Annotated in this window: 21 protein-coding genes; 5 read left to right on the top strand and 16 right to left on the bottom strand. The window is 42.1% G+C overall.

Annotation, left to right across the window (positions count from 1 at the left end):
- Positions 1–14: 14 nt before the first annotated feature.
- Together proB and proC are read right to left on the bottom strand one after the other, a co-directional pair.
- Positions 15–1133: a glutamate 5-kinase gene (gene proB, locus AAYR28_RS09475; RefSeq protein WP_120208066.1), complete on the bottom strand. Its 1119-nt coding sequence runs from the start codon at positions 1131–1133 to the stop codon at positions 15–17.
- 27 nt (positions 1134–1160) lie between these two features.
- Positions 1161–1958 (bottom strand): pyrroline-5-carboxylate reductase, encoded by a 798-nt coding sequence (gene proC, locus AAYR28_RS09480; RefSeq protein WP_024422653.1) that lies wholly within the window; start codon positions 1956–1958, stop codon positions 1161–1163.
- Between the two features lie 470 nt (positions 1959–2428).
- Here proC and AAYR28_RS09485 point away from each other — a divergent pair, with 470 nt between their 5' ends.
- Together AAYR28_RS09485 and AAYR28_RS09490 are read left to right on the top strand one after the other, a co-directional pair.
- Positions 2429–3625: a cytochrome P450 gene (locus AAYR28_RS09485; RefSeq protein ID WP_120208068.1), complete on the top strand. Its 1197-nt coding sequence runs from the start codon at positions 2429–2431 to the stop codon at positions 3623–3625.
- Positions 3626–3755: 130 nt separating this feature from the next.
- Entirely contained in the window at positions 3756–5798 is a 2043-nt protein-coding gene (locus tag AAYR28_RS09490; RefSeq protein ID WP_120208070.1) for a molybdopterin oxidoreductase family protein, read from the top strand.
- Between the two features lie 41 nt (positions 5799–5839).
- Here AAYR28_RS09490 and AAYR28_RS09495 read toward each other — a convergent pair whose 3' ends face one another.
- From AAYR28_RS09495 to xylA, 3 genes are all read right to left on the bottom strand, one after another.
- Positions 5840–6523 carry a glycoside hydrolase family 11 protein gene (locus AAYR28_RS09495; protein WP_034280656.1) on the bottom strand — a complete coding sequence of 228 codons (684 nt, stop codon included), beginning with the start codon at positions 6521–6523 and terminating at the stop codon, positions 5840–5842.
- An 87-nt stretch (positions 6524–6610) separates the two neighbouring features.
- The gene (gene xylB, locus AAYR28_RS09500) at positions 6611–8110 is read right to left on the bottom strand and encodes a xylulokinase (protein WP_061109239.1); all 1500 of its coding nucleotides are present in this window, start codon (positions 8108–8110) and stop codon (positions 6611–6613) included.
- A gap of 35 nt (positions 8111–8145) precedes the next feature.
- Positions 8146–9483, bottom strand: a complete 1338-nt coding sequence (xylA, locus tag AAYR28_RS09505) for a xylose isomerase (protein WP_120208072.1) — start codon at positions 9481–9483, stop codon at positions 8146–8148.
- 210 nt (positions 9484–9693) lie between these two features.
- On the opposite strand from xylA, the gene xylR reads away from it, so the two are divergent.
- Positions 9694–10854 carry a transcriptional repressor XylR gene (xylR, locus tag AAYR28_RS09510; protein ID WP_111926563.1) on the top strand — a complete coding sequence of 387 codons (1161 nt, stop codon included), beginning with the start codon at positions 9694–9696 and terminating at the stop codon, positions 10852–10854.
- Between the two features lie 46 nt (positions 10855–10900).
- On the opposite strand, the gene AAYR28_RS09515 is transcribed toward xylR, so the two are convergent.
- The 3 genes from AAYR28_RS09515 to csaA form a co-directional block, all read right to left on the bottom strand.
- Positions 10901–12508, bottom strand: a complete 1608-nt coding sequence (locus AAYR28_RS09515) for a glycoside hydrolase family 43 protein (protein ID WP_120208074.1) — start codon at positions 12506–12508, stop codon at positions 10901–10903.
- A 24-nt stretch (positions 12509–12532) separates the two neighbouring features.
- Positions 12533–13924 carry an MFS transporter gene (locus AAYR28_RS09520; protein WP_034280643.1) on the bottom strand — a complete coding sequence of 464 codons (1392 nt, stop codon included), beginning with the start codon at positions 13922–13924 and terminating at the stop codon, positions 12533–12535.
- A gap of 513 nt (positions 13925–14437) precedes the next feature.
- Positions 14438–14770: a chaperone CsaA gene (gene csaA / locus AAYR28_RS09525; RefSeq protein WP_034280640.1), complete on the bottom strand. Its 333-nt coding sequence runs from the start codon at positions 14768–14770 to the stop codon at positions 14438–14440.
- Positions 14771–15015: 245 nt separating this feature from the next.
- Here csaA and AAYR28_RS09530 point away from each other — a divergent pair, with 245 nt between their 5' ends.
- Positions 15016–15495: a hypothetical protein gene (locus AAYR28_RS09530; RefSeq protein WP_024422662.1), complete on the top strand. Its 480-nt coding sequence runs from the start codon at positions 15016–15018 to the stop codon at positions 15493–15495.
- Here the strand turns inward: AAYR28_RS09530 and AAYR28_RS09535 are convergent.
- The 7 genes from AAYR28_RS09535 to AAYR28_RS09565 form a co-directional block, all read right to left on the bottom strand.
- The gene (locus AAYR28_RS09535; protein WP_120208329.1) at positions 15492–17117 is read right to left on the bottom strand and encodes a YndJ family protein; all 1626 of its coding nucleotides are present in this window, start codon (positions 17115–17117) and stop codon (positions 15492–15494) included. The two genes, AAYR28_RS09530 and AAYR28_RS09535, sit on opposite strands and share 4 nt — an antisense overlap.
- Complete coding sequence (locus tag AAYR28_RS09540; RefSeq protein ID WP_345808826.1) at positions 17110–17718, bottom strand: DUF4166 domain-containing protein; 609 nt, start codon at positions 17716–17718, stop codon at positions 17110–17112. Before AAYR28_RS09540 ends, AAYR28_RS09535 begins: the two co-directional genes overlap by 8 nt.
- Positions 17681–18562: an SRPBCC family protein gene (locus AAYR28_RS09545; protein ID WP_061109242.1), complete on the bottom strand. Its 882-nt coding sequence runs from the start codon at positions 18560–18562 to the stop codon at positions 17681–17683. Before AAYR28_RS09545 ends, AAYR28_RS09540 begins: the two co-directional genes overlap by 38 nt.
- A gap of 149 nt (positions 18563–18711) precedes the next feature.
- Positions 18712–19284: a TetR/AcrR family transcriptional regulator gene (locus AAYR28_RS09550; RefSeq protein ID WP_041117675.1), complete on the bottom strand. Its 573-nt coding sequence runs from the start codon at positions 19282–19284 to the stop codon at positions 18712–18714.
- Positions 19285–19287: 3 nt separating this feature from the next.
- Entirely contained in the window at positions 19288–20007 is a 720-nt protein-coding gene (locus AAYR28_RS09555; protein WP_061109243.1) for an MBL fold metallo-hydrolase, read from the bottom strand.
- A gap of 36 nt (positions 20008–20043) precedes the next feature.
- On the bottom strand, positions 20044–20517 hold the full coding sequence (locus AAYR28_RS09560; RefSeq protein ID WP_120208076.1) for a GyrI-like domain-containing protein: 474 nt from the start codon (positions 20515–20517) through the stop codon (positions 20044–20046).
- A gap of 54 nt (positions 20518–20571) precedes the next feature.
- The gene (locus tag AAYR28_RS09565) at positions 20572–21504 is read right to left on the bottom strand and encodes a helix-turn-helix transcriptional regulator (RefSeq protein ID WP_120208077.1); all 933 of its coding nucleotides are present in this window, start codon (positions 21502–21504) and stop codon (positions 20572–20574) included.
- A gap of 117 nt (positions 21505–21621) precedes the next feature.
- On the opposite strand from AAYR28_RS09565, the gene AAYR28_RS09570 reads away from it, so the two are divergent.
- Positions 21622–22146 carry a mother cell-specific membrane sporulation protein gene (locus AAYR28_RS09570; protein ID WP_120208079.1) on the top strand — a complete coding sequence of 175 codons (525 nt, stop codon included), beginning with the start codon at positions 21622–21624 and terminating at the stop codon, positions 22144–22146.
- Between the two features lie 31 nt (positions 22147–22177).
- Here AAYR28_RS09570 and czrA read toward each other — a convergent pair whose 3' ends face one another.
- Positions 22178–22507, bottom strand: coding sequence for a Zn(II)-responsive metalloregulatory transcriptional repressor CzrA (gene czrA, locus AAYR28_RS09575; RefSeq protein ID WP_024422670.1), 330 nt, complete (start codon positions 22505–22507; stop codon positions 22178–22180).
- Between the last annotated feature and the right edge of the window lie 177 nt (positions 22508–22684).

Consider the following 22684-nt stretch of genomic DNA (forward strand, 5'->3'; position numbering starts at 1 on the left):
TTCCTCCCTTTTGGTTAACAAACTGGAATCGATAAATCTAAATGACAAACAAATGCTTCTAGATCGACGACATGCACGATTTCATCTTGTAACAAGTCACTCTTACGTGCGAGTTCATCTGATGCATAATTCACAACGCCAAGCCCTATTTCTCTTTTATCTTGATCTAAAATACGGACCACATCGCCTTTTTTAAATGAACCTTTCACATTGACAATCCCATCAGAATCAAGACTTCCCTCACGGTGCATGAGAAATTCCTGTGTTTTCTCTTGAACCACGATCTCACCCTTTGGTCCAGAATGAAAGGCAATCCACTGCTTCTTATAATTGAGCGGCGCTACATTTTCGTCAGCGGTAAAATAAGTGCCGTCCTCTGTCCCATTGATCGCTTTGTCTAAAATGTGAGGCGTATCTGCTTTTCCTAAAAAGCCGTTGATCCCTGCGGCCATTGATATTTTAAAGGCATCGAGCTTTGATTTCATTCCGCCTGTACCTACGCTGCTTCCTGAGTCTCCAGCAGCTGCTTCGATGTCTTCTGTGATGTCTGTCACTTCAAGAATTCTCTTCGCATTTGGATTTGTATGAGGATTATCTTCATACAAGCCATCAATATCAGATAAAATAGCAAGGAAATCCGCATCAATGAGTCCAGCTACTTTTGCAGACAATGTATCGTTGTCTCCAAACTTCAACCGATTGATCGTCACTGTATCATTCTCATTAATAATTGGGATGATGCCTCGATCCAATAACACGTTCATTGTGTTACGCACATTTTGATAGCGCGTTTCATCAGAAAAATCACTTCTTGTGATTAAGAGCTGTGAGGCAATATAACCGTGTGATAAAAATAAAGTAGAATATGATTCCATTAAAAGCCCTTGCCCAATTGAGGCAGATGCCTGCTTTTCCGGCAGTGTTTTGGGTCTATCGATAAATCCTAGTTTTCGGTAACCAGCTGCAACCGCACCAGATGAAACCAAAATGACTTCATGTCCTTCATCTTTGAGTTTCACAATTTGATTGACGAGGTTTTCTAGTTTTTTCAAACTAATCTCACCTTGAAAGCTAGTAAGAGAGCTGCTTCCGATTTTCACAACAATTCGTTTTCTCTCTTTATCTGCGTACACCTAATCACTCCTGTACCTGAGCTCTATTTATATAGATACTTTTTGTTTTTGCTGATTGCTTATCTCTTTTGATCGATTGGCAGCATGCTTAACAGCCTGCTTGATCGCTTCTCCTCCGCCAAAATCATCTAATGCATTGAGTCCTGCAGCAGTTGTTCCATTTGGTGACGTAATTTTCTCTCTTAGGACAGAAGGATTTTCCTCTGTTTCTTGCAGCATTTTTGCCGCACCGAGGAGTGTCTGCGCGCCAATTTGGCGAGACAATTCCTTTGATAAACCTGCCTCTTCTCCTGCTTCTTCGATTCTTTCCATTAAGAAATAAAAGTAGGCGGGCCCGCTTCCAGCAATTCCAGTAAAAATATCCATTTGCTCTTCCTGAATGGTATAGACTTCGCCCATTTCAGATAAAAGAGCCTGGCTTATGCTCATATGGTCGTTTTTCACGTAACGTCCAGCAGATAAAGCAGTCGCTGATGCTCCGATCGTACTTGATGTATTTGGCATGACCCTCATAACAGGCTGGCCTTCATGTAGCATGTCTTCAATATACGATAGCTTAACACCTGCAAGGACAGACATGATGAGCTGATCTGGCTGAATACGAGGTTTTAATGATTCAAGGGCTGCTTCAGCATCCTTTGGCTTCATGGCCAGGATCAACATATCCATTTCTTCAAAAGGAAATGAATCCATTGCGGCTGTTTGGATTCCGTATCGTTTCGTTAGTTCATTCAATCGAAGTTGATTTTGTCTGTTTGTTGCGTAAATTTGGTCTAGCGGCATCTGTCCTGATCGTACAATCCCTGCGATCATTCCTTCCGCCATAGAGCCTGCTCCAATGAAAGCAACTTTCTTTTGATCAATGATATTGATCCTCTCCCTTGTTCGCTTTTTGTTCGTGTTTTTCGCACGTTAGTAATCGTAACATGATGAGAAATCGTGTCAAGAAAGAGCCAGCGCTTTTCAAAAGTCCCGAATGCATGGCCGGCAGCTTGCTGCAAGTATGTTAGCCGTGTTTTTGAAATACAGTAATTTAGATCAAAAGAACTATGATCATTTGAATCATAGGACCCTTTCGTTCGACTGGATTCACCAATTTATTTTTGGTTTCGGTGACTTCAATTCTATTTTTCAGAAAGCGCTCTCATTTAATTGACTTTCTATTTTCCTATATAGTGAATGTGCTTGAATCTTTCGATTAGACTATTGACATATTTTAGAAAACATGTCCGTTGAAATGATATTTTACTGGTGATACCGTGAAAGAGAAATCATGTGAAAAAGGAGCGTTCATAATGAAAGTGAAAGAAAACTATGTCAATGTGATTCCAATGAAAGAAATCCGTTCTACCGATGACCTTCTTTTCCCATTCCCTATTTACAATGAGCTGCGTGCAGAGAGTGATATTAGATATGATGAGACAAGAAAGTGCTGGGATCTTTTTCGATATGCGGATATCCAGTCTGTTCTAAAGCAGCCTAAAGTGTTCTCTTCACAGCGAGGAAGAAGCACGTCTAAAACAAGTATTTTAACGATGGATCCTCCAAAACATACAAAGATGAGAGCGCTTGTGAATAAAGCGTTCACCCCAAAAGCGATCAAGCAATTAGAAGATAAGATCAAAGACTTGACACATGATCTATTAAATCAAGTTAAGGATCAACGTACGTTTGATATTGTGCAAGATTTAGCAGCTCCCCTGCCAGTGATGATCATCGCTGAGCTTCTCGGTGCAGAGGTGCAGGACAGAGAGCTGATTAAAAAACATTCTGATGCCCTTGTGGCAGGTGCTAAGGATGAATCAAAAGAAGCCATTCAGGCTGTTGTAGATATGCAGAAACGTGCTGAAGAGGAGCTGTCCGTTTATTTTGCTCATTTGATCAAAAAACGAAAAGAAACGCCTGCCGATGACCTGATCTCGCTTCTCATTCAAGCGGAAATCGATGGAGAGCGTTTAACCGAGAATGAACTGCTTGGCTTTTGTATTCTATTACTCGTTGCAGGCAATGAGACAACGACCAATTTAATAACCAATGCCGTACGACTGCTGACAGAGCAGCCGCATATCGCTGAATCAGTTCGGCAGGACCCCTCTCTTATTCCTCAATTGACTGAGGAAACGTTACGGTATTATCCCCCTGTTCAAGCCATTGGCCGAATCGCTGCAGAAGATGTTGAAATTGCAGGCGCGCACATTGAAAAAGGAGACTATCTCATCAGCTGGGTTGCTTCAGCAAATCGGGATGAACAGAAGTTTGAAGATCCAGATACGTTTCGGCTTGACCGGAAATCAAATCCACATATGAGCTTTGGGTTTGGCATTCACTTTTGTCTCGGTGCACCGCTTGCCCGGCTTGAAAGCAACATTGCGCTTGACGTTTTACTCCATACGTTTCAAGACATCACCTGTATTGCAGATCAGCTAAAACCTATTCAAAGCACGTTTGTTTTTGGGGTAAAAGAATTTCCTGTACAAGTCACCCGTTTTTAAAAGTCCCTTTTCAGGGGCTTTTTTTCATTTTCTTCAATTCATCATCTCTTTCTTACCTTCCTCCTCCGAACATGCTAAAATAAAATCCATACAAAGTGATAACGGAATGCAGAAAGGAAGCCGAAAACTCATGACCGATTATACAGCGATGAAAGACGGAATATTCAAATCAGTTTGTTCGTTAGACTGCCCGGATCAGTGCGGTCTTTTAATACATAAAGAAAATGGAAAGATCGTGAAAGTGCAGGGAGATCCGGACCACCCTGTCACACAAGGAAACATATGCAACAAAGTGCGTAATGTCACAGCACGTTTATATGATGAAAAAAGACTGACCACTCCGTTAAAACGTGTTGGCCAAAAAGGCGAAGCACAGTTTGTGCCGATTACGTGGGAAGAAGCCATTGAAACCATTCGTCAAAAATGGACAAAGCTGATCGAAGAAAAAGGACCAGAAAGCATTCTGCCTTACAGCTTCTATGGGAACATGGGCAATCTCAACGCAGAAGGAATGGACCGCCGCTTTTTTTATCGTCTTGGTTCAAGCCAGTTAGACCGGACGATCTGTCAGTCAGCAGGAACGACTGGCTATAAATATACAATGGGCGCAAGCATTGGGACAGATCCTGAAGACACCATTCATACGAAACTATTTATCTTTTGGGGCATCAATGCTGTGTCGACCAATATGCACCAAATCACCTTGGCACAAAAAGCGCGAAAGCAAGGAGCTAAGATTGTCGTGATTGATGTTCACAAGAACCAAACCGGCCGGATGGCAGATTGGTTCATTCCGCTTCGTCCTGGTACTGACAGTGCACTTGCCCTTGGCATCATGCATGTTCTTTTTAAAGAGGAACGTACAGATGAAGCCTTTTTAGAGACTTACACGGTCGGCCATAAAGAGCTGCGCGAGCATGTAAAGCAGTATGATCCAGACACAGTTGAGCGCATCACAGGTGTCCCTAAAGGCGACATCATTACACTTGCAAGAATGTACGCTGAGACATCACCCTCTCTTATTCGCATTGGGAATGGTTTGCAGCACCATGATAATGGCGGGATGAGTATTAGAACCATTTCCTGCCTCCCTGCCCTGACTGGCCAATGGCTTCACAAGGGCGGCGGCGCGATGAAATCAAACTCTTCTTTTCTCAGCTATAATGAAACAGCCCTTCAGCGGCCGGATTTATTAAAAGAACGCACGCCTAGATCATTCAATATGAATCAGCTGGGCAGCGTGCTGACAAGCGCAGAGCCTTCCGTTGATTCTCTCTTTATCTACTCGTGCAACCCAGCGGTTGTGACACCTGAAGCGAATAAAGTCAGAGAAGGTTTGCTGAGAGAGGACTTATTTACAGTGGTTCATGATTTATTCCTGACAGAAACAGCGGCGTATGCAGACATTGTCCTGCCGGCGACATCAGCCTTTGAAAACGAGGATTTCTATACATCATACTGGCATCATTATATTCAAATTCAGGAGCCAGTGATAGAACGCTACGGAGAAAGCAAATCCAATACTGAAGTATTCCGCCTGTTAGCCCATGCGATGGGCTTTGAAGATGAAGCCTTCCGCGAGACAGACGCTGAACTGATGGAACAAGCTCTTCATCATCCAGAAAATCCACATTATGAGGACATTTCATACGAAGCATTAAAAGAAAAGAAATGGATCAAAGCGAAACGTGGACCTTTCCAGGAATTAAAGCTTCAAACCCCAAGCGGGAAAATTGAGCTTTATTCTGAACAAATGAAAAAAGACGGGTATCCAGCACTTCCAACCTATGTGCCCCTTTATCAGGAAAGCGATTATCCGCTTACCTTTATACCGGGACCGAACCATAATTTTCTGAACTCCACCTTCTCACTTCATGAAAAGCATCAAAAGCTTGAGAAATTTCCGAAGCTTCACATGAATGAACAGGATGCAAAGGAAAGAAAAATTGAAGATGGTGACATGGTGCGTGTGCTAAACGACCGAGGAGAGTGTGAGCTTGTCGTGTCAGTCGGTCAAAATGTATTATCTGGTGTTGTGGTCAGTCAAGGATTATGGGCAGATCAAAAAGGCAAAAAGCATTTAGTGAATGGATTAACACCTGATCGATTGGCAGATATGGGCGGCGGCGCGACGTTCTTTTCTGGCAGAGTGGAAGTTGAAAAATTATCATAGAAAAAAGCCAGCCGTTTTTTGCTGGCTTTTTTCATATGCTTTTATCGAATCATCAGCTGATTCGTCATGACATTCGCACTTCCGTTGCTTCGGTAGCCTTCTACAGTTAATGCTGTTTCATACATTTTTCCCATTGGCATGCCTAAGCTTTCCCATTTTTTAAAATGCTCACTGACGGAGACAGTTCCGCTTGTGCGTTTTGTTTGACGTACACTCCAATATTGTTTGAAGGTAGCGTCTCCAATGATAGAAGGCTGATTGACACGGAGCGTTTCATATATGTCATATGTGCCTCCATCGGCATAAAATGATCCTTTATACGTTCCTGTTGGACGATATGTGCCCCATGACTCAACAATGTAGTATTCAGCTAATGGAGATTGTGTCCAGCCATAGACACATAAATAGGAATTCCCGCCCGGGTTAAAGGCTGCGTTGTAGTTGATGGAGATGTTGCCAAGTTGATGATGAGTTTTAGTGGAATCAAACTTCTTTCCTTTTCGAAATAAGGCATTTCCAATATTGTTCCAGCTTGCACTAAATGCCCCGCCGTTATTGAGTGTCATCGAGGTATTTCCGTAATCCTTCCATAATTCAAAATCGTATCCGCTGTGTGTCCCTATCCTATTATCATAAATCGTTTCCGCATGAGCTGGCACAGCCGTCAGTGTCAGCACAAATCCAATACACATCACAAACAACAGCCTCAATCTTTTCAATTTCATTTTCCATCCCTCTCCTTTTTTCATCCGTATTGTTCTGTCATCCCTAAGATGAAAAACCCATCACCTCCTTTCATGCAGCCCTTTCTGCTAGATGGAACGATACTGATTTAACCCTGCATGGATGTCTTTTGTTTGTGTATAAATCCTTTGATACAAATGAAATAGATCGGCATATACTTCTGCGTGCGGCTGATTTGGCTCATAAACAGCAGCTTGATGGATCAACTGATGTGCACATACTTCAAGTGATGGATACCATTCGCAGCCAACTGCGGCAAGCATCGCTGCACCTAAAGCGGGCCCTTGTTCATTGTCTAACTGGATGACTTCAGCCTGAAAAATGTCTGCTTGCATTTGAAGCCATGTCCGGCTTCTCGCACCGCCGCCAATAGATACAATAGAATCTATGTTTTTTCCTGCCTGCCGGAATAATGCGATAGATTCATTTAGCGAAAAGGTAATTCCCTCTAACACTGCTCTGACAACATGTGCCCTTTCATGCCTGCTGTCTAATCCAATCAAGCTGCCGCGAATGATCGAATCCGCATGAGGTGTTCTTTCCCCAACTAAATAGGGTGTAAAGAGCAATCCTTTCGCTCCTGGTGCAACATGAGCCGCACCTTCTAAAAGTGACTGAAACGATTCCTCAGGAGCCAGTAAGTGTTTTGCCCAGTTCAGGCTATATCCTGCTGAAAGGGTGACACCCATTGTGTAAAAAGCGTCTTTTTTTGCATGATGAAACAAATGCAAATTCCCTTGAAGCTCCCTTTCATGATCCTCTTCATAGGAAAGAATGACCCCAGATGTGCCGATACTGCATAACGTGCGGTCAGAGGACAAGATGCCAGCACCAATTGCTCCGCAGGCATTATCTGCCCCGCCGGCAAAAACCTTTGCGCCTTCTTTCATCCCAACTTCACGTGCAATGTGCGGCAAAAGTGTACCAACCTCCGCCTCTGATGTGACAAGCGGCGGGCAAATGTGAGGAGAAATATCAAACGCCTGACAAATCTCCTCACTCCACGTCTGTTCACCGATATTTAACAGCAAGGTGCCAGCCGCATCAGAATAATCCATATGGACTGCGCCTGTTAAACGAAATCTGACATAATCTTTTGGGAGTAAAAACATGTCGATTTGCTGATCAATATGTGGTTCATGTTCCTTTACCCATAATAATTTTGGCAGTGTGAATCCTTCTAACGCCTGGTTTTTTGTGATCTTTTGCAGCCGGTCTCCCAGCTTTTTTGTCATGTGCGTACATTGTGCTGTCGTCCGTGTATCATTCCATAAAATTGCAGGGCGGAGCACTTCGCGAGATTCATTTAATAGAACTAATCCATGCATCTGGCCGGAAAAGCTGATGCCTTCAACTCGTCTTGAATGAACAGGCTGCTTTGCCATCAGTTCTTTCATCGCAGCCATTGTCTGCTTTACCCAATCCTCGGGGTGCTGCTCACAATATCCAGGCTTCTCTTGAATGAGGCGGTACGGCTTAGAGGCTTCGCAGCACACCTTCCCGCTCTCATCAACTAATATCGCCTTGACCCCGCTTGTTCCAAGATCAATTCCCATCACATATTTCATGTTTTCACTCCTTCAAAACAGGTCAGCCCCTTCAATTAATCTTCTAACAAGTATTGATTTAAACGGGCTTTCAGCTGTTCCTCTCTTCCCGATTCGTTTCTGATCAAAGGATGTTTCAGCGCATATTCTTCTAATGTATGAAAGTTTGCCTTTCCTTCTGAAATATCACGTCCAATTCCTTCAGAAAAGCTGCGATACCGGTGCTTTATAACATCTTCAAACACACGGTCTTCTATGAGTCTATGAGCGACCCGCAGTCCTTTTGCGAATGCATCCATCCCGGCAATATGGGCATATAAAATATCTTCAAGTTCAAAGGAAGCTCTTCTCACTTTTGCATCAAAATTGAGGCCGCCAGACCCTAGACCGCCATTTTGCAGAATTTCATACATGGCAAGAGTTGTGGCATACAGATCGGTTGGAAATTCATCTGTATCCCAGCCAAGAAGCGAATTTCCTTGGTTTGCATCAACAGAACCGAGCAGCCCATGAATTCTTGCGACACGTAATTCATGCTCAAACGTATGGCCGGCCAGTGTCGCATGATTGGCCTCGATATTTAATTTGAAATGGGAATCTAATCCGTATTGTTTTAAAAAGGCGATGGATGTCGCTGCATCTGTGTCGTATTGATGAGTGGTTGGTTCCTTTGGTTTTGGTTCGATTAAAAATTGGCCAGTGTACCCAATTTCTTTTGCATAATCAACAGCCATATGCAAGAAAGCCGCCATGTGATCAAGCTCTCTTTTCATATCTGTATTGAGCAGCGTATCGTACCCTTCTCGTCCACCCCAGAAAACATAATTTTCTGCACCGAGTTCTTTGGCGGTTTCAATGCCTTTTTTGACCTGTGCGGCCGCATAGGCAAAGACATCTGCATGACAAGATGTCGCAGCACCGTGTACAAATCTAGGATGCTTGAACATATTGGCCGTGTTCCACAGCAGCTTTACTCCGCTTTGCTTCATGTATTCTTTCACTCTTTCTAAAATGATGTCTAATTGTTGATTGGTCTCTTGAAGCGTCTCCCCCTCTGGCGCGATGTCACGATCATGGAATGAAAAATACGGAACATCCAATAGGTCAAAAAGCTGAAAGGCGACTTCCAATCTAGCTTTTGCTAAATCCATTCCGCTATAAGAGTCCCACGCTCTTTGCATCGTGCCAGTTCCAAACATGTCTGTTCCATCAGCAGTTAATGTATGCCAATAAGCGACTGAAAAACGCAGGTGGTCTTTCATTGTTTTTCCGCCAATCACTTCGCTTGGATTATAGTATTGAAAGGCGAGTGGATTTTTTGATTGTTTTCCTTCATATTGAATTTTGCCGATTCCTTCTAAGCTGTATAACGTTTTCATATTTGATTTGGTCATTCTTCATTCCTCCTGAGTACACTTTGTAAGTTGATTCAACAAACTAATGATCAATCTATGAAAAAATCACTTTGAATTTTCCATATTTTTTAGTTTTTTAAAAATATTTTCGTTATAATAAAGTTAAAATCATTTATCTTACTAAATACATGCTGAAAAAAGCAGCTCTTCTCAACTTAATCTAAAGACGAAACAAATGGAGTGGATAACGTGGATATCGCTGATCAGAACTTTGTAAAAAAAATAAATCAAAAACTATTATTAAAAGAAATTCTCCAGCATGCGCCCATTTCGAGAGCAAAATTATCTGAACGCACTGGATTAAATAAATCGACTGTTTCTTCTCAAGTAAGTACATTAATGAAAGAACATCTTGTCTATGAAATCGGTCAAGGTGAGTCTAGCGGCGGGAGAAGACCGGTTTTACTAATGTTTAATAAACGTGCTGGCTGCTCCATCGGAATCGATGTCGGCGTTGATTATGTCAATGGCATATTAACTGACCTTGAAGGGTCCATTCTTTACGAAGAGCAGATCAAGCTCCCACCCAGCTCTCCTGAGGTCACAATACGTAAATTAATTGAATTAATACAGCAGCTCATCTCACGAATGCCCTCTTCCCCATACGGGCTCATTGGCATTGGCCTATGCATACATGGTTTAGTGGATGCAGGTGAACAAATCGTGTTTACGCCTCATTCCAAATGGAAAAATGTTGATCTGAAAACCACGCTGCAAGAGACATTCCAAGTACCGATCTTCATTGAAAATGAAGCAAATGCCGGTGCATATGGTGAAAAAATCTTTGGTGCCGCTAAACATTATGACCATTTGATCTATGCAAGCATCGGCACTGGCATCGGGATCGGAATCATCATCGATCATCATTTATACAGAGGGGCGTACGGCTTTTCTGGTGAAATGGGACATATGACAATCGATTTTAACGGACCGACATGCAGCTGCGGGAACCGTGGATGCTGGGAATTGTATGCTTCTGAGAAAGCCTTGTTTCAGTCTCTTCAAACAGATGATCAGCACATCTCCCATCAAGACCTGGAACAGCTGGCCAAGTTAAATGATATGAAAACGCTCAATGCCCTGCGCAACTTTGGCTTTTACCTTGGTGTCGGTCTCACAAACGTCCTGCATACCTTTAACCCGCAAGCCATTATTTTAAGAAACAAAGTGATCGAATCACATCAGGCGGTTCTACATGTGATTGAGGAGGAGGTATCCTCGCGAATGGATACGCAATTCAGCTCACATGTAGAGCTGCTCCCTTCATCATTAGGACACAATGCGCCAGTATTGGGGATGACATCTCTTGTCATAGAAGCTTTTCTGCAAGATGCCACCCTCACAACATGACCTATTTGTTTTTTAAAAAGAGACAGCTCGTAGCGAGTTGTCTTTCTTATTCGTCTGTTTCCTCATAGCGAAAATAGTGAAAATCAGCAGGAAGACGCTCGCCGCTCGTATCTTGGCACTGCATACCGACAAATGCCCCTGTAAAAAACCCCCCGCCTCGAATAAAATCATCGGATAAATGGATGGATTCAAGCGGTACATCAATTTCCTTCCACTCTTTCTGATCAAATGAATAAGAATATTTATATGTCTCTTTCCGAACGGTCACTTTTAAATAGACATAAGTGACCTCGTCAGGAATGATGATTTTATGTGCCAATGGCTGAGAAAAGGCAAGGTTTTCACAGACAGATAGTTCAAGCGTGCGGCCAAGTTCCTCATCATATGTCACCTGGAGTGCTGTCCAGTTTTCCGTATTATAATAATTCACAAGACCAGCTGATTGCTGAAAGTTTTCTGGGAAGAACGAAACAGCTGTCTCTGCTTCAAAATAAAAGCTTTGCCAGCGCCTTGCAACGAAAGCTTGGGTAAACTTAGACGTTAAAGATTCGTGACCGAATAACCTTAAATGCTGAGGTTTCTCCGTTAACGAACCAATCTGATCGGTAAACGGAATTCTTAATGTCTGGAAGTGCCTATTTAGTGTTGATTCTTTAAATTCATCGACTGTATGATAGGTTGGTGCAAAAACCTTTTCTTCGATCTTTGGCGCTTCAACCTCAAGCGTCCCCTCTTTTCCGCCTACAACATAAGGCCAGCCATCCTTCCATTCGAGCTTTTGTATCGCTGTTTCTCTTCCTAAAGGACACCAGCCTCTCTGTTGAAAAATAGATTCCTTGCTTGATTGAATTGGGCGGCCAGTGAGATGAGCGAGATACCATTCATTTGTATGCGTTTGAACGATTGAAGCATGCCCGCACTTTTGAAGTGGATGGTCAGGCGCATGGAAGGCACTTAAGATCGGGTTATCAGGATGAACCTCATAAGGCCCTTCAATATGCGAGGAGCGGGCGATCGTTGCTGCATGCTCATACCTGGTACCTCCTTCTGCCGTTAATAAATAGTAGTAGTCACCGATATGATACAGATGCGGCGCTTCTGTCAGTTTAATCGGTGTGCCTTTAAAAATGACCTTCCTTTGACCGATGAGCTTCTTTTCAGCCACACTATATTCCTGCAAGGCAATACCTGCAAAGGAATGATGCTTTTCCCTATGATCCCACAGCATATTTAAGACGTATTTCTTCCCGCTGTGATCATGGAATAAAGATGGATCAAAGCCGGAGCTGTTGAGCCGGATCGGTTCACTCCAATCGCCGTCCACTTCGCTTGCCGTGACCAAATAATTATGACCGTCTTTAAATGGACCATCCACTACTTTGATATCTGAATAAATAAGCCAAAACTGTCCATCGGCATAGCTTAAGCACGGCGCCCATACCCCGCCAGAATCAGGATTTCCCTTCATATCCAGCTGCGACGTTTTTTGCAAAGGACGCGCAGCAAGGCGCCAATGGACTAGATCCTTCGAATGATAAATTTGTACCCCTGGGAACCATTCAAATGTAGAGACGGCCATATAATAATCTTCTCCAACACGGCAAATACTTGGATCGGGGTTAAACCCTTTGAGCACTGGATTGATAATCTTCATTGAATTTCCTCCTCTTTCAGAGACCTACATTTTAAAATCGTCCATATGATCGAGATACACTTTGTCTCTATTCTCAAGTTCCCGTACGACTTTTTTATGTTTTTCTTCATCTAGGTTATAAAAATTAATATCCACCATCGCTAAAATCAGTAAGCATACAGGAATCACCGTTGTCGTGATTAAAATGCCCAGTAAAGCTTCTGGTGTTTGCATTTGGTTGGCAACATAGCCAAAGCGATCGAGTACAAGCCCTGGCACAATCCCGCCTAATGCCATCCCAAATTTAAAGAAAAATCCGATGATGGCATAGATGAGCCCGCCCATCCTTTTCCCTGTTTTATATTCGCCATATTCAACGGTTTCAGGAATGAGCGCCCACATGTAAGCACCGGCTGTAATACTTCCTGCAGCTGCAACGAGCCTAAAAATCAGTATTAAAGTGATTTGACTCGGCGGTATCACAAGTAATGCAAGAAGACCTACAATATTCAGCAATAATGAATAATTCAGCAGCTTTTTCTTTCCTAACAGCTTGTGCAGTTTTGGAATAAACGGCAGCACCATTAATGCTGGCAGACTGCCAATGAGTCCGTACCATTTCACTAAATCTTCTCTGCCGAGGTTATACGTCACATAATAGATCCCAACTGAATTACTGATCGAATTCACGCCAAAAATAATAATAAAGAAAATGCTTAATACAACAAGCGGACGATTGACACGTAACTGCACAAAGATATCACTGAACTTAATTTTTTCCTCCGGCTTTTGAAGCGTGACACGTTCATTCGTGCTTTTAAAACAGAAAATAAGTAATGCACCGCCAAGAACGCCGAGAAAAGCCATCGTCATCTGCCAGCCGAGGGCTGTATTTCCTGTTTTATCACTCAAAAAAGTCGCAAGAAAAGGAACAAAAAAAGCAACAACTAGACCTCCGAGATTAGCAAAAAGCATACGAACAGACGTAATACTGACAACCTCTTGGTTATTTCTTGTCATTGCTGATGTTAAAGCACCATAAGGAACATTGATGAATGTGTATGTAAGCGATAAACCAACATACGTGATGTAGGCATAAACGAGTTTACCCATTTCAGAAAGATCAGGTGTTGTAAAGCAAAGAATAGCAAGTACTACAAAAGGAAACGCACCGAATAACAAGTAAGGTCTGAACCTGCCAAAACGGCTGTTCGTTCGATCCACCAATGCACCAATAAACGGATCTGCAAGCGCATCAATGGCGCGGACAACTAAAAACATCGTCCCTGCTGCCGCCGCTGATAAACCATACACATCTGTATAAAAAAATAATAGATACGTAGAGACAGTTGCATAAATTAAGTTACATGCGAAATCTCCTGAAGCATATCCCACTTTTTCAGACATACGAATCTTTTTTAAATTCTCACTTACCATGAGCTTTCTCCCTTCTTCTCTTAGCCTCTTCTAACGAACAGATGATGGAGGGCAGCAGCAGTCAATGCGAAGAATATAAAGCGCTTTCAATTTGTTGTAAAAATGAAGCTGAACATCTGATCTTTCAGCTTAGCCCACATACGCAGCAAATGATTTGAATGACGGAATCATCCCCTTTAATGGTCGGATCATCACTTGGAATTCATCTTAGTTTATCGACTAAACAAACTAAGATGAATTCATTTTATAAAATCTGATCTGACTTTTCAATATTTTTCGAAAAAATAATCCAAATAATTGATTTCTTGTCATTTTTCCGGCTGAAATGACGTGAAAAACTGAAGTGAATCATTTAATGGTTGCAATTCAGCTCATCCCATGCTATATTTATCAAGCGATGAGCTGAATTGTGTAAGTCGGGTAACATGTCTCCTTGAGACACACACGAATGTGGCGTGTGGTTATTCCGCCTCAATACGCAAAAGACATCTTCTCAGGAAGATGTCTTTTTTCTTATCCTATTTTTGTTCCATTTTCAACAGGCTCATCTGTGGCTAGTAAAACCACGTCTTCTTTTGACGGCATGCCCCCTAAGACAAGCACTTCTGATTTGAACCCTGCAATTCTTCTTGGCGGAAAATTGACGACTGCTACGATTTGTCTGCCAGTGAGATTCTCAGCCGTATAACGTTTTGTCAGCTGAGCACTGGATTGCTTTAAACCAATCTCTTCACCAAAATCAATCTTGAGTTTCAATGCAGGAACTCTTGCCTCTGCAAAGAATTCTGCTTCAATGATCGTCCCAACACGAATATCTAACGCCAAAAACTGTTCAATATCTGCCATCTGTTTCTCTCCTCTTCTTTCAAGGGTAAGTTCATTTACTAGAGTCATCTATTGTTTTTTTCATTGTAGCACATTCATTTCGTAAAAAAGTGAGTCAAAAAGCCGATTCACGGCAAAAACCACCCTTTAGTTTACATAATGTTTTTATCGTCTTGTATTAAATGTTTGCATCCTGAAAATGAATTCAGTAAAATGGCAAATAATCCTACTGCTTCCTCCCAAATATATTGGGGAGGGGTTAACACTTGTTTACATTATCAGATATGTGGACATTTTGCTGGTCGTTTTTCGTCATTCTTCCTATCGTTGCCATCTTGCATCAGCTTGGCCATATTATGGTCGCATGGATGTTTGGCGCAAAGGTTTCTTTTGCTCTTGGCAGAGGCAAAAAAGTATTGAAAATAGGCGTTGTGGAAATTAGACGAATCTATTTTCTAGATGCATTTTGCCATTATGAAGAAATGAGGAAAAATAACCGATTCTCGCACATTCTTGTCTACCTAGGCGGATCATTATGCAACCTGCTCAGTGTTCTCATACTGAATACAATGATCGCCAATGATATCCTGCCAGAACATCAATTTTTCTATCAATTTGCTTACTTCTCAGTCTACTATGTATTTTTTGCACTGCTGCCAGTCCAGTATGCAGATCATCATCCAAGTGATGGGCAAGCAATTGTGAACATCATTCGGCACGGTGAACCATGTGACATCATTGATTAACAGGATGGCTTCCCGCTGTTAATTTGATAATGAATCGTTAAAAAGGGAATGCCGAATAGCTTCATTTGATGAACCGCTGTGAGACTTTTATCTGTCTCCGGCTTCATATGAAAGCTTTCTTCCATTGGCAGTTTCATGGTGATAAAAGGTGTATGCAAATACAACCCTTCGTCACCGGTACTGCCTTTTGGACATGCACTTTTTAATAGAAAGTCTTCCTTTTCATTAAAAGGTTTTAAAATGGCGGTCAGCTGAGAATATGGAAGCGGCAGCGCAATATTCATATAGCCCGCAGCTGCATCGTGATGATGAGCATAAAGTGCAAAAAAGACCTGCTCCCCTTTTTCGTTGTGACGAATCCACGCCCTGACATCCTTTCGCTCTTCTTTAGGATGTTGAAATGCAGTCAGACGTCCCTTCATTTCATACGGCTTACGAGATGTTCCCAAATAGAGCTGCCCTAGTTTCTTAAACATGGGCTGAAGTAAAAAAACAAACGGCCTCACCCACCAATGAAAACGGACTGCTGCTTTTAACGTAAAGGCCATCGGATTCTCATAAAACCTTCGAATCACAGGTGACACCCTTTCAGCTGAAAATGTCGTTCCATTTAAATCATCAAGTGAATCGACTAAACCGAGGTTCTCTCGATCACCCATTCTTTCCTTTTGAAAAGAGATTAAATGAAAACGGCCATGCACTTTTGATATCGGAAAGTCCTTCTGCTTCAATTGATCCTTTGGCCCTTCGATCAGCCATCCAATCAAACCTGGTAAAATCACAAAAAAGGCATTAATACTGCCATGAAACCAAATCATCTGATCAATGCTGATGTAGGTCACGCGCATGAGCATGCCAGCGGAATAAAGAAGAGATAGCACGATTGTTCCCATTAAGACGCAGCTAGAAAACACAATCAGCACTTTTGCCACAGTCGATCGAAACCTTGTTTTCATACAAAGAATGCCGTACAAGTAGAGGGCAATGACATATAGCGTGACGCTGAACGTATCAAATAGACGGGAGAAGCTAATCCCAACAGCGATCATCACAGGCGACAGCAAAATCACCCATCCTGCCGCTTTGTATAAAGCTGTCTCTTTTTCTCGATTTCTCCCTAATAATCCATAGAAAAGCGGGATAAAAAAAGCCGAGTAATGAAAATGAATAGCGGTCAAAAGCACGATGATTGGTGAAAAGGTCATTACCTGTATATCTGCCGTGTACAGCCAAAACCAAAGCCCTCCTAAAGCGAGATACATCCATGCACCACCCGTCATCAATTCATGAAGTGGAAAGATTCCCCTTTTCAGCAAACGAGTACAGCCATATAACGCCAAAAGAATCGTATACAAAAACCATCCCGATGCAAACAAGGCAGAATGATAGATGAATGCAGCCGTTGCACAAAGAGCAGCTAATGGAAAGGCTTTCATTAAAAAGCCGAGCAGTATCCACGGCTTACTCTCCCTCTCTTCCTTCACAAAAAAGGCTAAAACTGCAGGAAGGAAAAACAGAATCGCTATCAGTAAAAACAACTCTGCTAACGGACCTGTCATTAAACGGGTGGCGATAAACCAGCACATAAAGAGGAAGCTTGATATCAAATGCCATTTATTCATCATGAGACATCACCCTTTCAGTAAACCGGCCTTTATATGTAAAAAGGGTCCCAAACAGTCGATTTTTCACATGCACATCAATGGTATAATCACCCGCGTGCTCGTCGTAGCCTTCTGTGACATCTGACACACCGTAAAGCCATGAAGGCAGCGGCCACTCACGTCCTAACATCAACAGCTTCTGCCGGCCGGATTGAATGTGAAGGAACCCATGCTTTGTTACTGTAAAATGAAGCTCTGACATAAGAAGTCTAGGCTTTCCAAAATAGTCTAGTACTTTATGACTCTTCTGATCAATGATCATATCTGCATCAAAGTGACGTTCCTTCTTTGGGAAATAAAACGTACGGAACCAGTGCATGCCTTCCTCTCCCTTATTTGTCATAAAGGGTTTATTGACAATTCGGAAGGGAATGTTTTTTCCTCTCTCAGGGAAAAAACAGCGAAAGAGTGGACCAATTTTGAAGAAAAATCGAATGAGCCTCGTTCCGCCGCCTATTTCCTCCATAGTGCCTTCAGCGGTAAACGCACGGTTGTATCTCTCTTTTAATTTTGGATGAAGCTTATCGTAATCCTTTACTTGATGACGATGAACGACCATGTCTACCTCCCCTTTTTCGTTTGATCGAGAATACGTCTATACAATCTTTTAAATTAATCATTCCTGCAATGGATAGGATCAAAAATGCACTCATCACAAGCGGCTCATGGAGTGTCGTTTGGGGGGATAGGATCCCGATACAAAGCATCAGCAGCAGAAACACACTTTGAAGAATGAACAAATATTTCTTTGATAGCTTAGGTATCAGCCATGATACGCCTATAAGGGCATAAAACAACCGAAATCCGGTGCTATGATCAAAAGCAGAATGTGAAAAAGGGATAACCGCTTGGCATAGCCAGACGATGGCAAACAGCAAACAAATTCCATAATGGGCAAGTGTTCTCTCCAGTAACAACCGAGGGTGCGTACCCTTTTCAAGCCACGTCTTTAGTGCGCCAAAACTAAAGGCCGTCATAAGCCCCATCATCGGGCGAAAAAGTAATCGATCTGCCCACGCCCATCCTTTTCCTTCTTTCGGTTCATAATCAAATTGCGTTTGAAACACAATATGATCATTCGTTTTCACATATTTCCAATAGCCGCCGCCTTCTTTGATAAAAGACAACGGGTGTGACGATTTGAATTTAAGTGAGGATGACCTTTCATTTCGTTCATCCATCATTCTAGTTCGATATGCTCCTGTCCCTGTGACACTTACACCAAATCCAAGATGCTTTTCATACAAAAAGGTTTGGGGCTGTTCATCTTGAGGTCCATTTAATGAAATGGTTGAAAAACGCAAATCCCACTGTTCATGAAGCTTTGGATTTTGCGTATATTCCCATACTTTCTCTAAAGGTGCATGAATGGTTGTTTCCACATAAACAGGCTTTCTTTTCATCTGCCTCTACTCCTCTATGTGAATTATTTCACATAATAAGCATACCATGTTTCACAAAACTGTCAAATCTTTATTCGTTTTCTCTCAAAAAAATGGTTCCAGAAGGATGCTTCTCTATGATATCGGTTCACTGTAAAAAAAAAGACCTGTCAAATAGACAGATCTTCTTTTTGCAATACACCTGTGATATAGAGCCGAACTGCATAACTCACACTTTCTTCAAGCTGTTCTTTTCGTTGGAATCCCTTTTTATTAGAAATATCACCGAAGCCGTGCAGTAAGCTTCTCAGTCCTCTGACGACATGTGTCATTTCCTCTTCCTTTACACCAAAGCGTGACATGATGGTTTGGACAAACTGAACAAGGCGCTCTGCTGCAATACGTACTTCTTTTTCGTTCATATGTGAAAAGGCAGCTTCATAAAGACCTGGGTGTTCTCGGACAAAGTGCACATATTGTCTGGCAAAGGCTAAAACAGCTTCTCCTTTTTCCAGCCCCTCTGTGACTTGCATCCCTTCCTCACAAAGCATGGAGAGCCCTTTTACTGCGAGTGCTGCCTGAATCTCATGAAGGCCGGATACATGATTATAAAGAGAAGGCGGCCTGATATTCAGTCTTTTAGACAATGTAGCAATAGTCAAAGCGGAGAAGCCCTCTTCATCAACAAATGCAGCCGCTGTATCCATAATTTTTTCTTGTGTAATTCCCATTCTTGGAGACACGGTTTACTGCCCTCCTTTTTTTAGCTGGTGCTGTCTTTTTTTAACGGCAGCTTGAAGCTTTTCATGAGGCTCTATGATAAGGTCACCATGTCCTGCAGCAAGACAGGATATGCGCAATGTCAGTAACTTTTCAGCGCTTTTTAGTGCGGTTTCTGCATCCCATGTGGCAAAAGCCGGGAACGGGAAGCTCCACCGAAACTCACCCGTTACTGATAAGCCGCCTTTTGTCACAAGTGCATCCCCTGCAATGACAACTCCTGACCTTTCATCGTATAAAGAAATGCTGCCAGGTGTATGCCCTGGTGTTGCAATCACTTTGAGCGGCCCAATCTCATCTCCTTCTTCAACAAGCACATCTGGTTTTGTGTGAATATTTTTCATAAAACTGCCTTTAATTTTTTGCTGAGGTTCATCAGGGAGCAAGGAAAAGTCACCTTCAAAAAGGCGTGCATCACGTTTTGATAAATAGACAACTGCCTCTGGAAAAGCCTTCTTCACCTCATCTAATGCGCCGATATGATCCATATGGCTATGAGTGAGAATAATCTTATGAATTGGTTTGTTCTTTTTACGGGCAAATTCGATGATCGAGTTCGCCGCCATTTTTAAAGCAGCATCAATTAAGATGAGTCCTTCCTCTTCCTCAAAGACATAGCAATTTACCGGAAATAATCGCGGCATCAATGTAAGCTGGTGCAGACGGTCAAAAGTTGTTAATCTCATGATTGCCCTCCTAAAACTAATATCGTTAGTTTTATATTAACTAATAGCATTAGTTTTAGCAATCATTTTTTCATCAACCGCAATGTAAATATCAATTTGCGCTTCTTTTGGATCAATAGATCTTTCATCATACCATTCAAAATCACCTGTATAAGTGCGGTATTGACGCTGATCCCACGTCCAAATCTTGTGCCATGTTTCAAGCACGACCTCTTCAATCGGTCCTTTTCTCGTTTGAAATCTTGCGTAGGTGGACGCAGGAATCTCTTTTACATGTTCGATCTGCTGATCCGCGAACTCTCCAGCTGTAAATAAATAAGAACCATGTTCATCTTTTTCATAATCTGAATACAGCCCTATGACTGGAGCTTGTCCCCCATGTAGCTGCTGCGCAAAAAAATCCTGCCAAAGCGGTGCAATCTTACGCTCTTTTGTTTTCTCTATTTCATTTGTTGTTCGAACAGACAACCCTTTGACCCATTGTTTCTCTAATGTGACGATATCGTACATACATTCTCATCTCCTTTTCTCCCATCATATAAAAAGAAACCTGACAACAGTGTGTCAAGTTTCTATTCGCTTCATAAATTGTTTTAATTGGAGATCAAATGCTTCCTTGATGTGCTGCGGTGAAAGAATGTCGGCGTCCGGTCCTAAATGGAATAGGAAACTGTGCAGCCAATCATCTTGCGGCACGGTCAATGCTGCCAGATAGGTTCCGTCTGAACATACGATCAATTCGTTCTCATCCACCCATTCCTTCACTTTACCAACTGATGCTTCCGTTAACCTAAGCGTGAGGGTTGTGACTGAAGGTTCTTCATGCCAAGAGTCATTCCAAGGCTTCTCTTCATTTTTGATTCTTTTCGGCCTGAAATATGCTGAAATGGTGATGAGGTCTGTCATTCTGGTCAGCTTGAACAGACGAAAAGCATTTTTCACACAACAAAACGCATACAAATACCAATGCCTTCCTTTTAAGACAAGCGTATAAGGCTCCACTTTCCGTGGAAGTGTTTCACCTTTCGCATTGCGATAGGTAAACTGAATGTATTGTTGCGCGGAGGCAGCTGTATGGATCAGCTGGAGTTTCTTCTCTGCCTGGCTGTCTTTCCCCCATGAGCTTAAATCAATAAAGACATGGTGCTGTTTCTCGCTTTCATCAATATTTGGCGGAATGAGAGATTTGATTTTTTTCAGCACATGTTCGCTTTCTTTAAAGGAGTATGCACTCGTCATGCTTTCAAGGGCAGTTAAAATAAGCTCAATGTCATCATCGGTAAATAATTTTTTCTCTAAACGATAGTCGTCAACAAGCGAAATGCCCCCGCCTGCTCCTTGTGTTGTCACAACAGGAATCCCGGCTTGATTGATGGTCTCAATATCGCGATAAATCGTCCTCACACTCACTTCGTGAAGTTCAGCGAGGTCCTTCGCTTGTACTTGCTTCTTACTAATGAGCAGCATCACAATAGACAAAATACGATCAATTTTCATGACTTTTCCTCTTTTTCATAAATGTAGGTTTTGATTTGATAAAAAAAGAAAGAATGGTAAAGATAAGGAACAGCCAGCATCGTTTACATCCCTGCACATGCAGGAGGAGGTTGCATCATGACACATCACGTGTGGCAGTTATTCATCATTGGGAGCATTATGCTGATCTGCGTCATTTTTCGAATGAATCGAATGAGACGCTATCAGCTTGTGCGCCCGATCAGTCTTTTGATGAGAATGTATGTATTTGGACTCACTGCCCTTATTCTCTTATTAGAAGGCTGGCAAAATCACAGCATTTTCATCTACGCCGCTATTGGTATGCTCTTTGGAAGCAGTCTGGCCATTCATGCTTACGAGACGATCCGCATGAAAGAAGAAAGTGGCCGTCTTTATGTGAAAACGAGTAAATGGATTGAAAGCTTCATTTTATGCTTATTTTTATCTAGACTTAGTTTTAAGCTGGGTGAGCTGACGAACCATTCGCTCACAAAAATTGGTGTCGTTGAACTGTATCAGCATATTGTGAGTGATGATGCCCTGACCATGCTCAGCTTTTTTCTGTTAGCTGCTTACTATGTTGTTTTTTCTTATCAAATGATGAAAGCAGGTAAACGAACAGCACATACGCATCATGCGTAAAAACCTTCCTATTTGAGTAGGAAGGTTTTTATTAGTCATGCTGTGCATGATGAATCATTTGTTCAAGCACTTCCATCACATGCTGATCTTCAGGGCTGTAAAAAATCGATGTCCCTGCTCGTCTAGATTTCACGAGACGAAGGTTTTTTAAAAAACGCAGCTGATGAGAAACAGTTGATTGCATGAGATTCAGTGTTTCTGCGATATCATTTACCGAGTATTCACCTTGAGACAGCAGGTGCAGAATACGAATACGTGTCGGATCAGATAAGGCTTTAAACGTTTGGGAGACAAGAAATAAACTTTCTTCATCCAGCTCCATCCGTTCCTGTTCTTGATTTGTATTCAGTTCTTCCTTCATTTCGCTTCACCTTTCTTGTTAGTCAAATCACGACTTATTCTATGTATCATCATATACTAAAACGTCCGGCGTGCAAAGCGGGCACACTTTAGAAAAAAGATTTATTCAAATAGCATTGACACTTGGTAGCATTCTTTTTAAAATGAGCATTATTTATTCATTTTTTTAGAGGAGCTG

The sequence above is a fragment of the Bacillus safensis genome, assembly GCF_039619585.1.
Lineage (GTDB): Bacteria > Bacillota > Bacilli > Bacillales > Bacillaceae > Bacillus > Bacillus safensis.

Excerpts from the sequence above, each read along its gene's own strand:
- proC (WP_024422653.1), bottom strand. The coding sequence starts at position 1,958 with ATGGCGGAAGGAATGATCGCAGGGATTGTACGATCAGGACAGATGCCG.
- AAYR28_RS09485 (WP_120208068.1), top strand. The coding sequence starts at position 2,429 with ATGAAAGTGAAAGAAAACTATGTCAATGTGATTCCAATGAAAGAAATC.
- AAYR28_RS09490 (WP_120208070.1), top strand. The coding sequence starts at position 3,756 with ATGACCGATTATACAGCGATGAAAGACGGAATATTCAAATCAGTTTGT.
- AAYR28_RS09495 (WP_034280656.1), bottom strand. The coding sequence starts at position 6,523 with ATGAAATTGAAAAGATTGAGGCTGTTGTTTGTGATGTGTATTGGATTT.
- xylB (WP_061109239.1), bottom strand. The coding sequence starts at position 8,110 with ATGAAATATGTGATGGGAATTGATCTTGGAACAAGCGGGGTCAAGGCG.
- xylA (WP_120208072.1), bottom strand. The coding sequence starts at position 9,483 with ATGACCAAATCAAATATGAAAACGTTATACAGCTTAGAAGGAATCGGC.
- AAYR28_RS09515 (WP_120208074.1), bottom strand. The coding sequence starts at position 12,508 with ATGAAGATTATCAATCCAGTGCTCAAAGGGTTTAACCCCGATCCAAGT.
- AAYR28_RS09520 (WP_034280643.1), bottom strand. The coding sequence starts at position 13,924 with ATGGTAAGTGAGAATTTAAAAAAGATTCGTATGTCTGAAAAAGTGGGA.
- csaA (WP_034280640.1), bottom strand. The coding sequence starts at position 14,770 with ATGGCAGATATTGAACAGTTTTTGGCGTTAGATATTCGTGTTGGGACG.
- AAYR28_RS09535 (WP_120208329.1), bottom strand. The coding sequence starts at position 17,117 with ATGAATAAATGGCATTTGATATCAAGCTTCCTCTTTATGTGCTGGTTT.
- AAYR28_RS09540 (WP_345808826.1), bottom strand. The coding sequence starts at position 17,718 with ATGGTCGTTCATCGTCATCAAGTAAAGGATTACGATAAGCTTCATCCA.
- AAYR28_RS09545 (WP_061109242.1), bottom strand. The coding sequence starts at position 18,562 with ATGAAAAGAAAGCCTGTTTATGTGGAAACAACCATTCATGCACCTTTA.
- AAYR28_RS09555 (WP_061109243.1), bottom strand. The coding sequence starts at position 20,007 with ATGAGATTAACAACTTTTGACCGTCTGCACCAGCTTACATTGATGCCG.
- AAYR28_RS09560 (WP_120208076.1), bottom strand. The coding sequence starts at position 20,517 with ATGTACGATATCGTCACATTAGAGAAACAATGGGTCAAAGGGTTGTCT.
- AAYR28_RS09565 (WP_120208077.1), bottom strand. The coding sequence starts at position 21,504 with ATGAAAATTGATCGTATTTTGTCTATTGTGATGCTGCTCATTAGTAAG.
- AAYR28_RS09570 (WP_120208079.1), top strand. The coding sequence starts at position 21,622 with ATGACACATCACGTGTGGCAGTTATTCATCATTGGGAGCATTATGCTG.
- czrA (WP_024422670.1), bottom strand. The coding sequence starts at position 22,507 with ATGAAGGAAGAACTGAATACAAATCAAGAACAGGAACGGATGGAGCTG.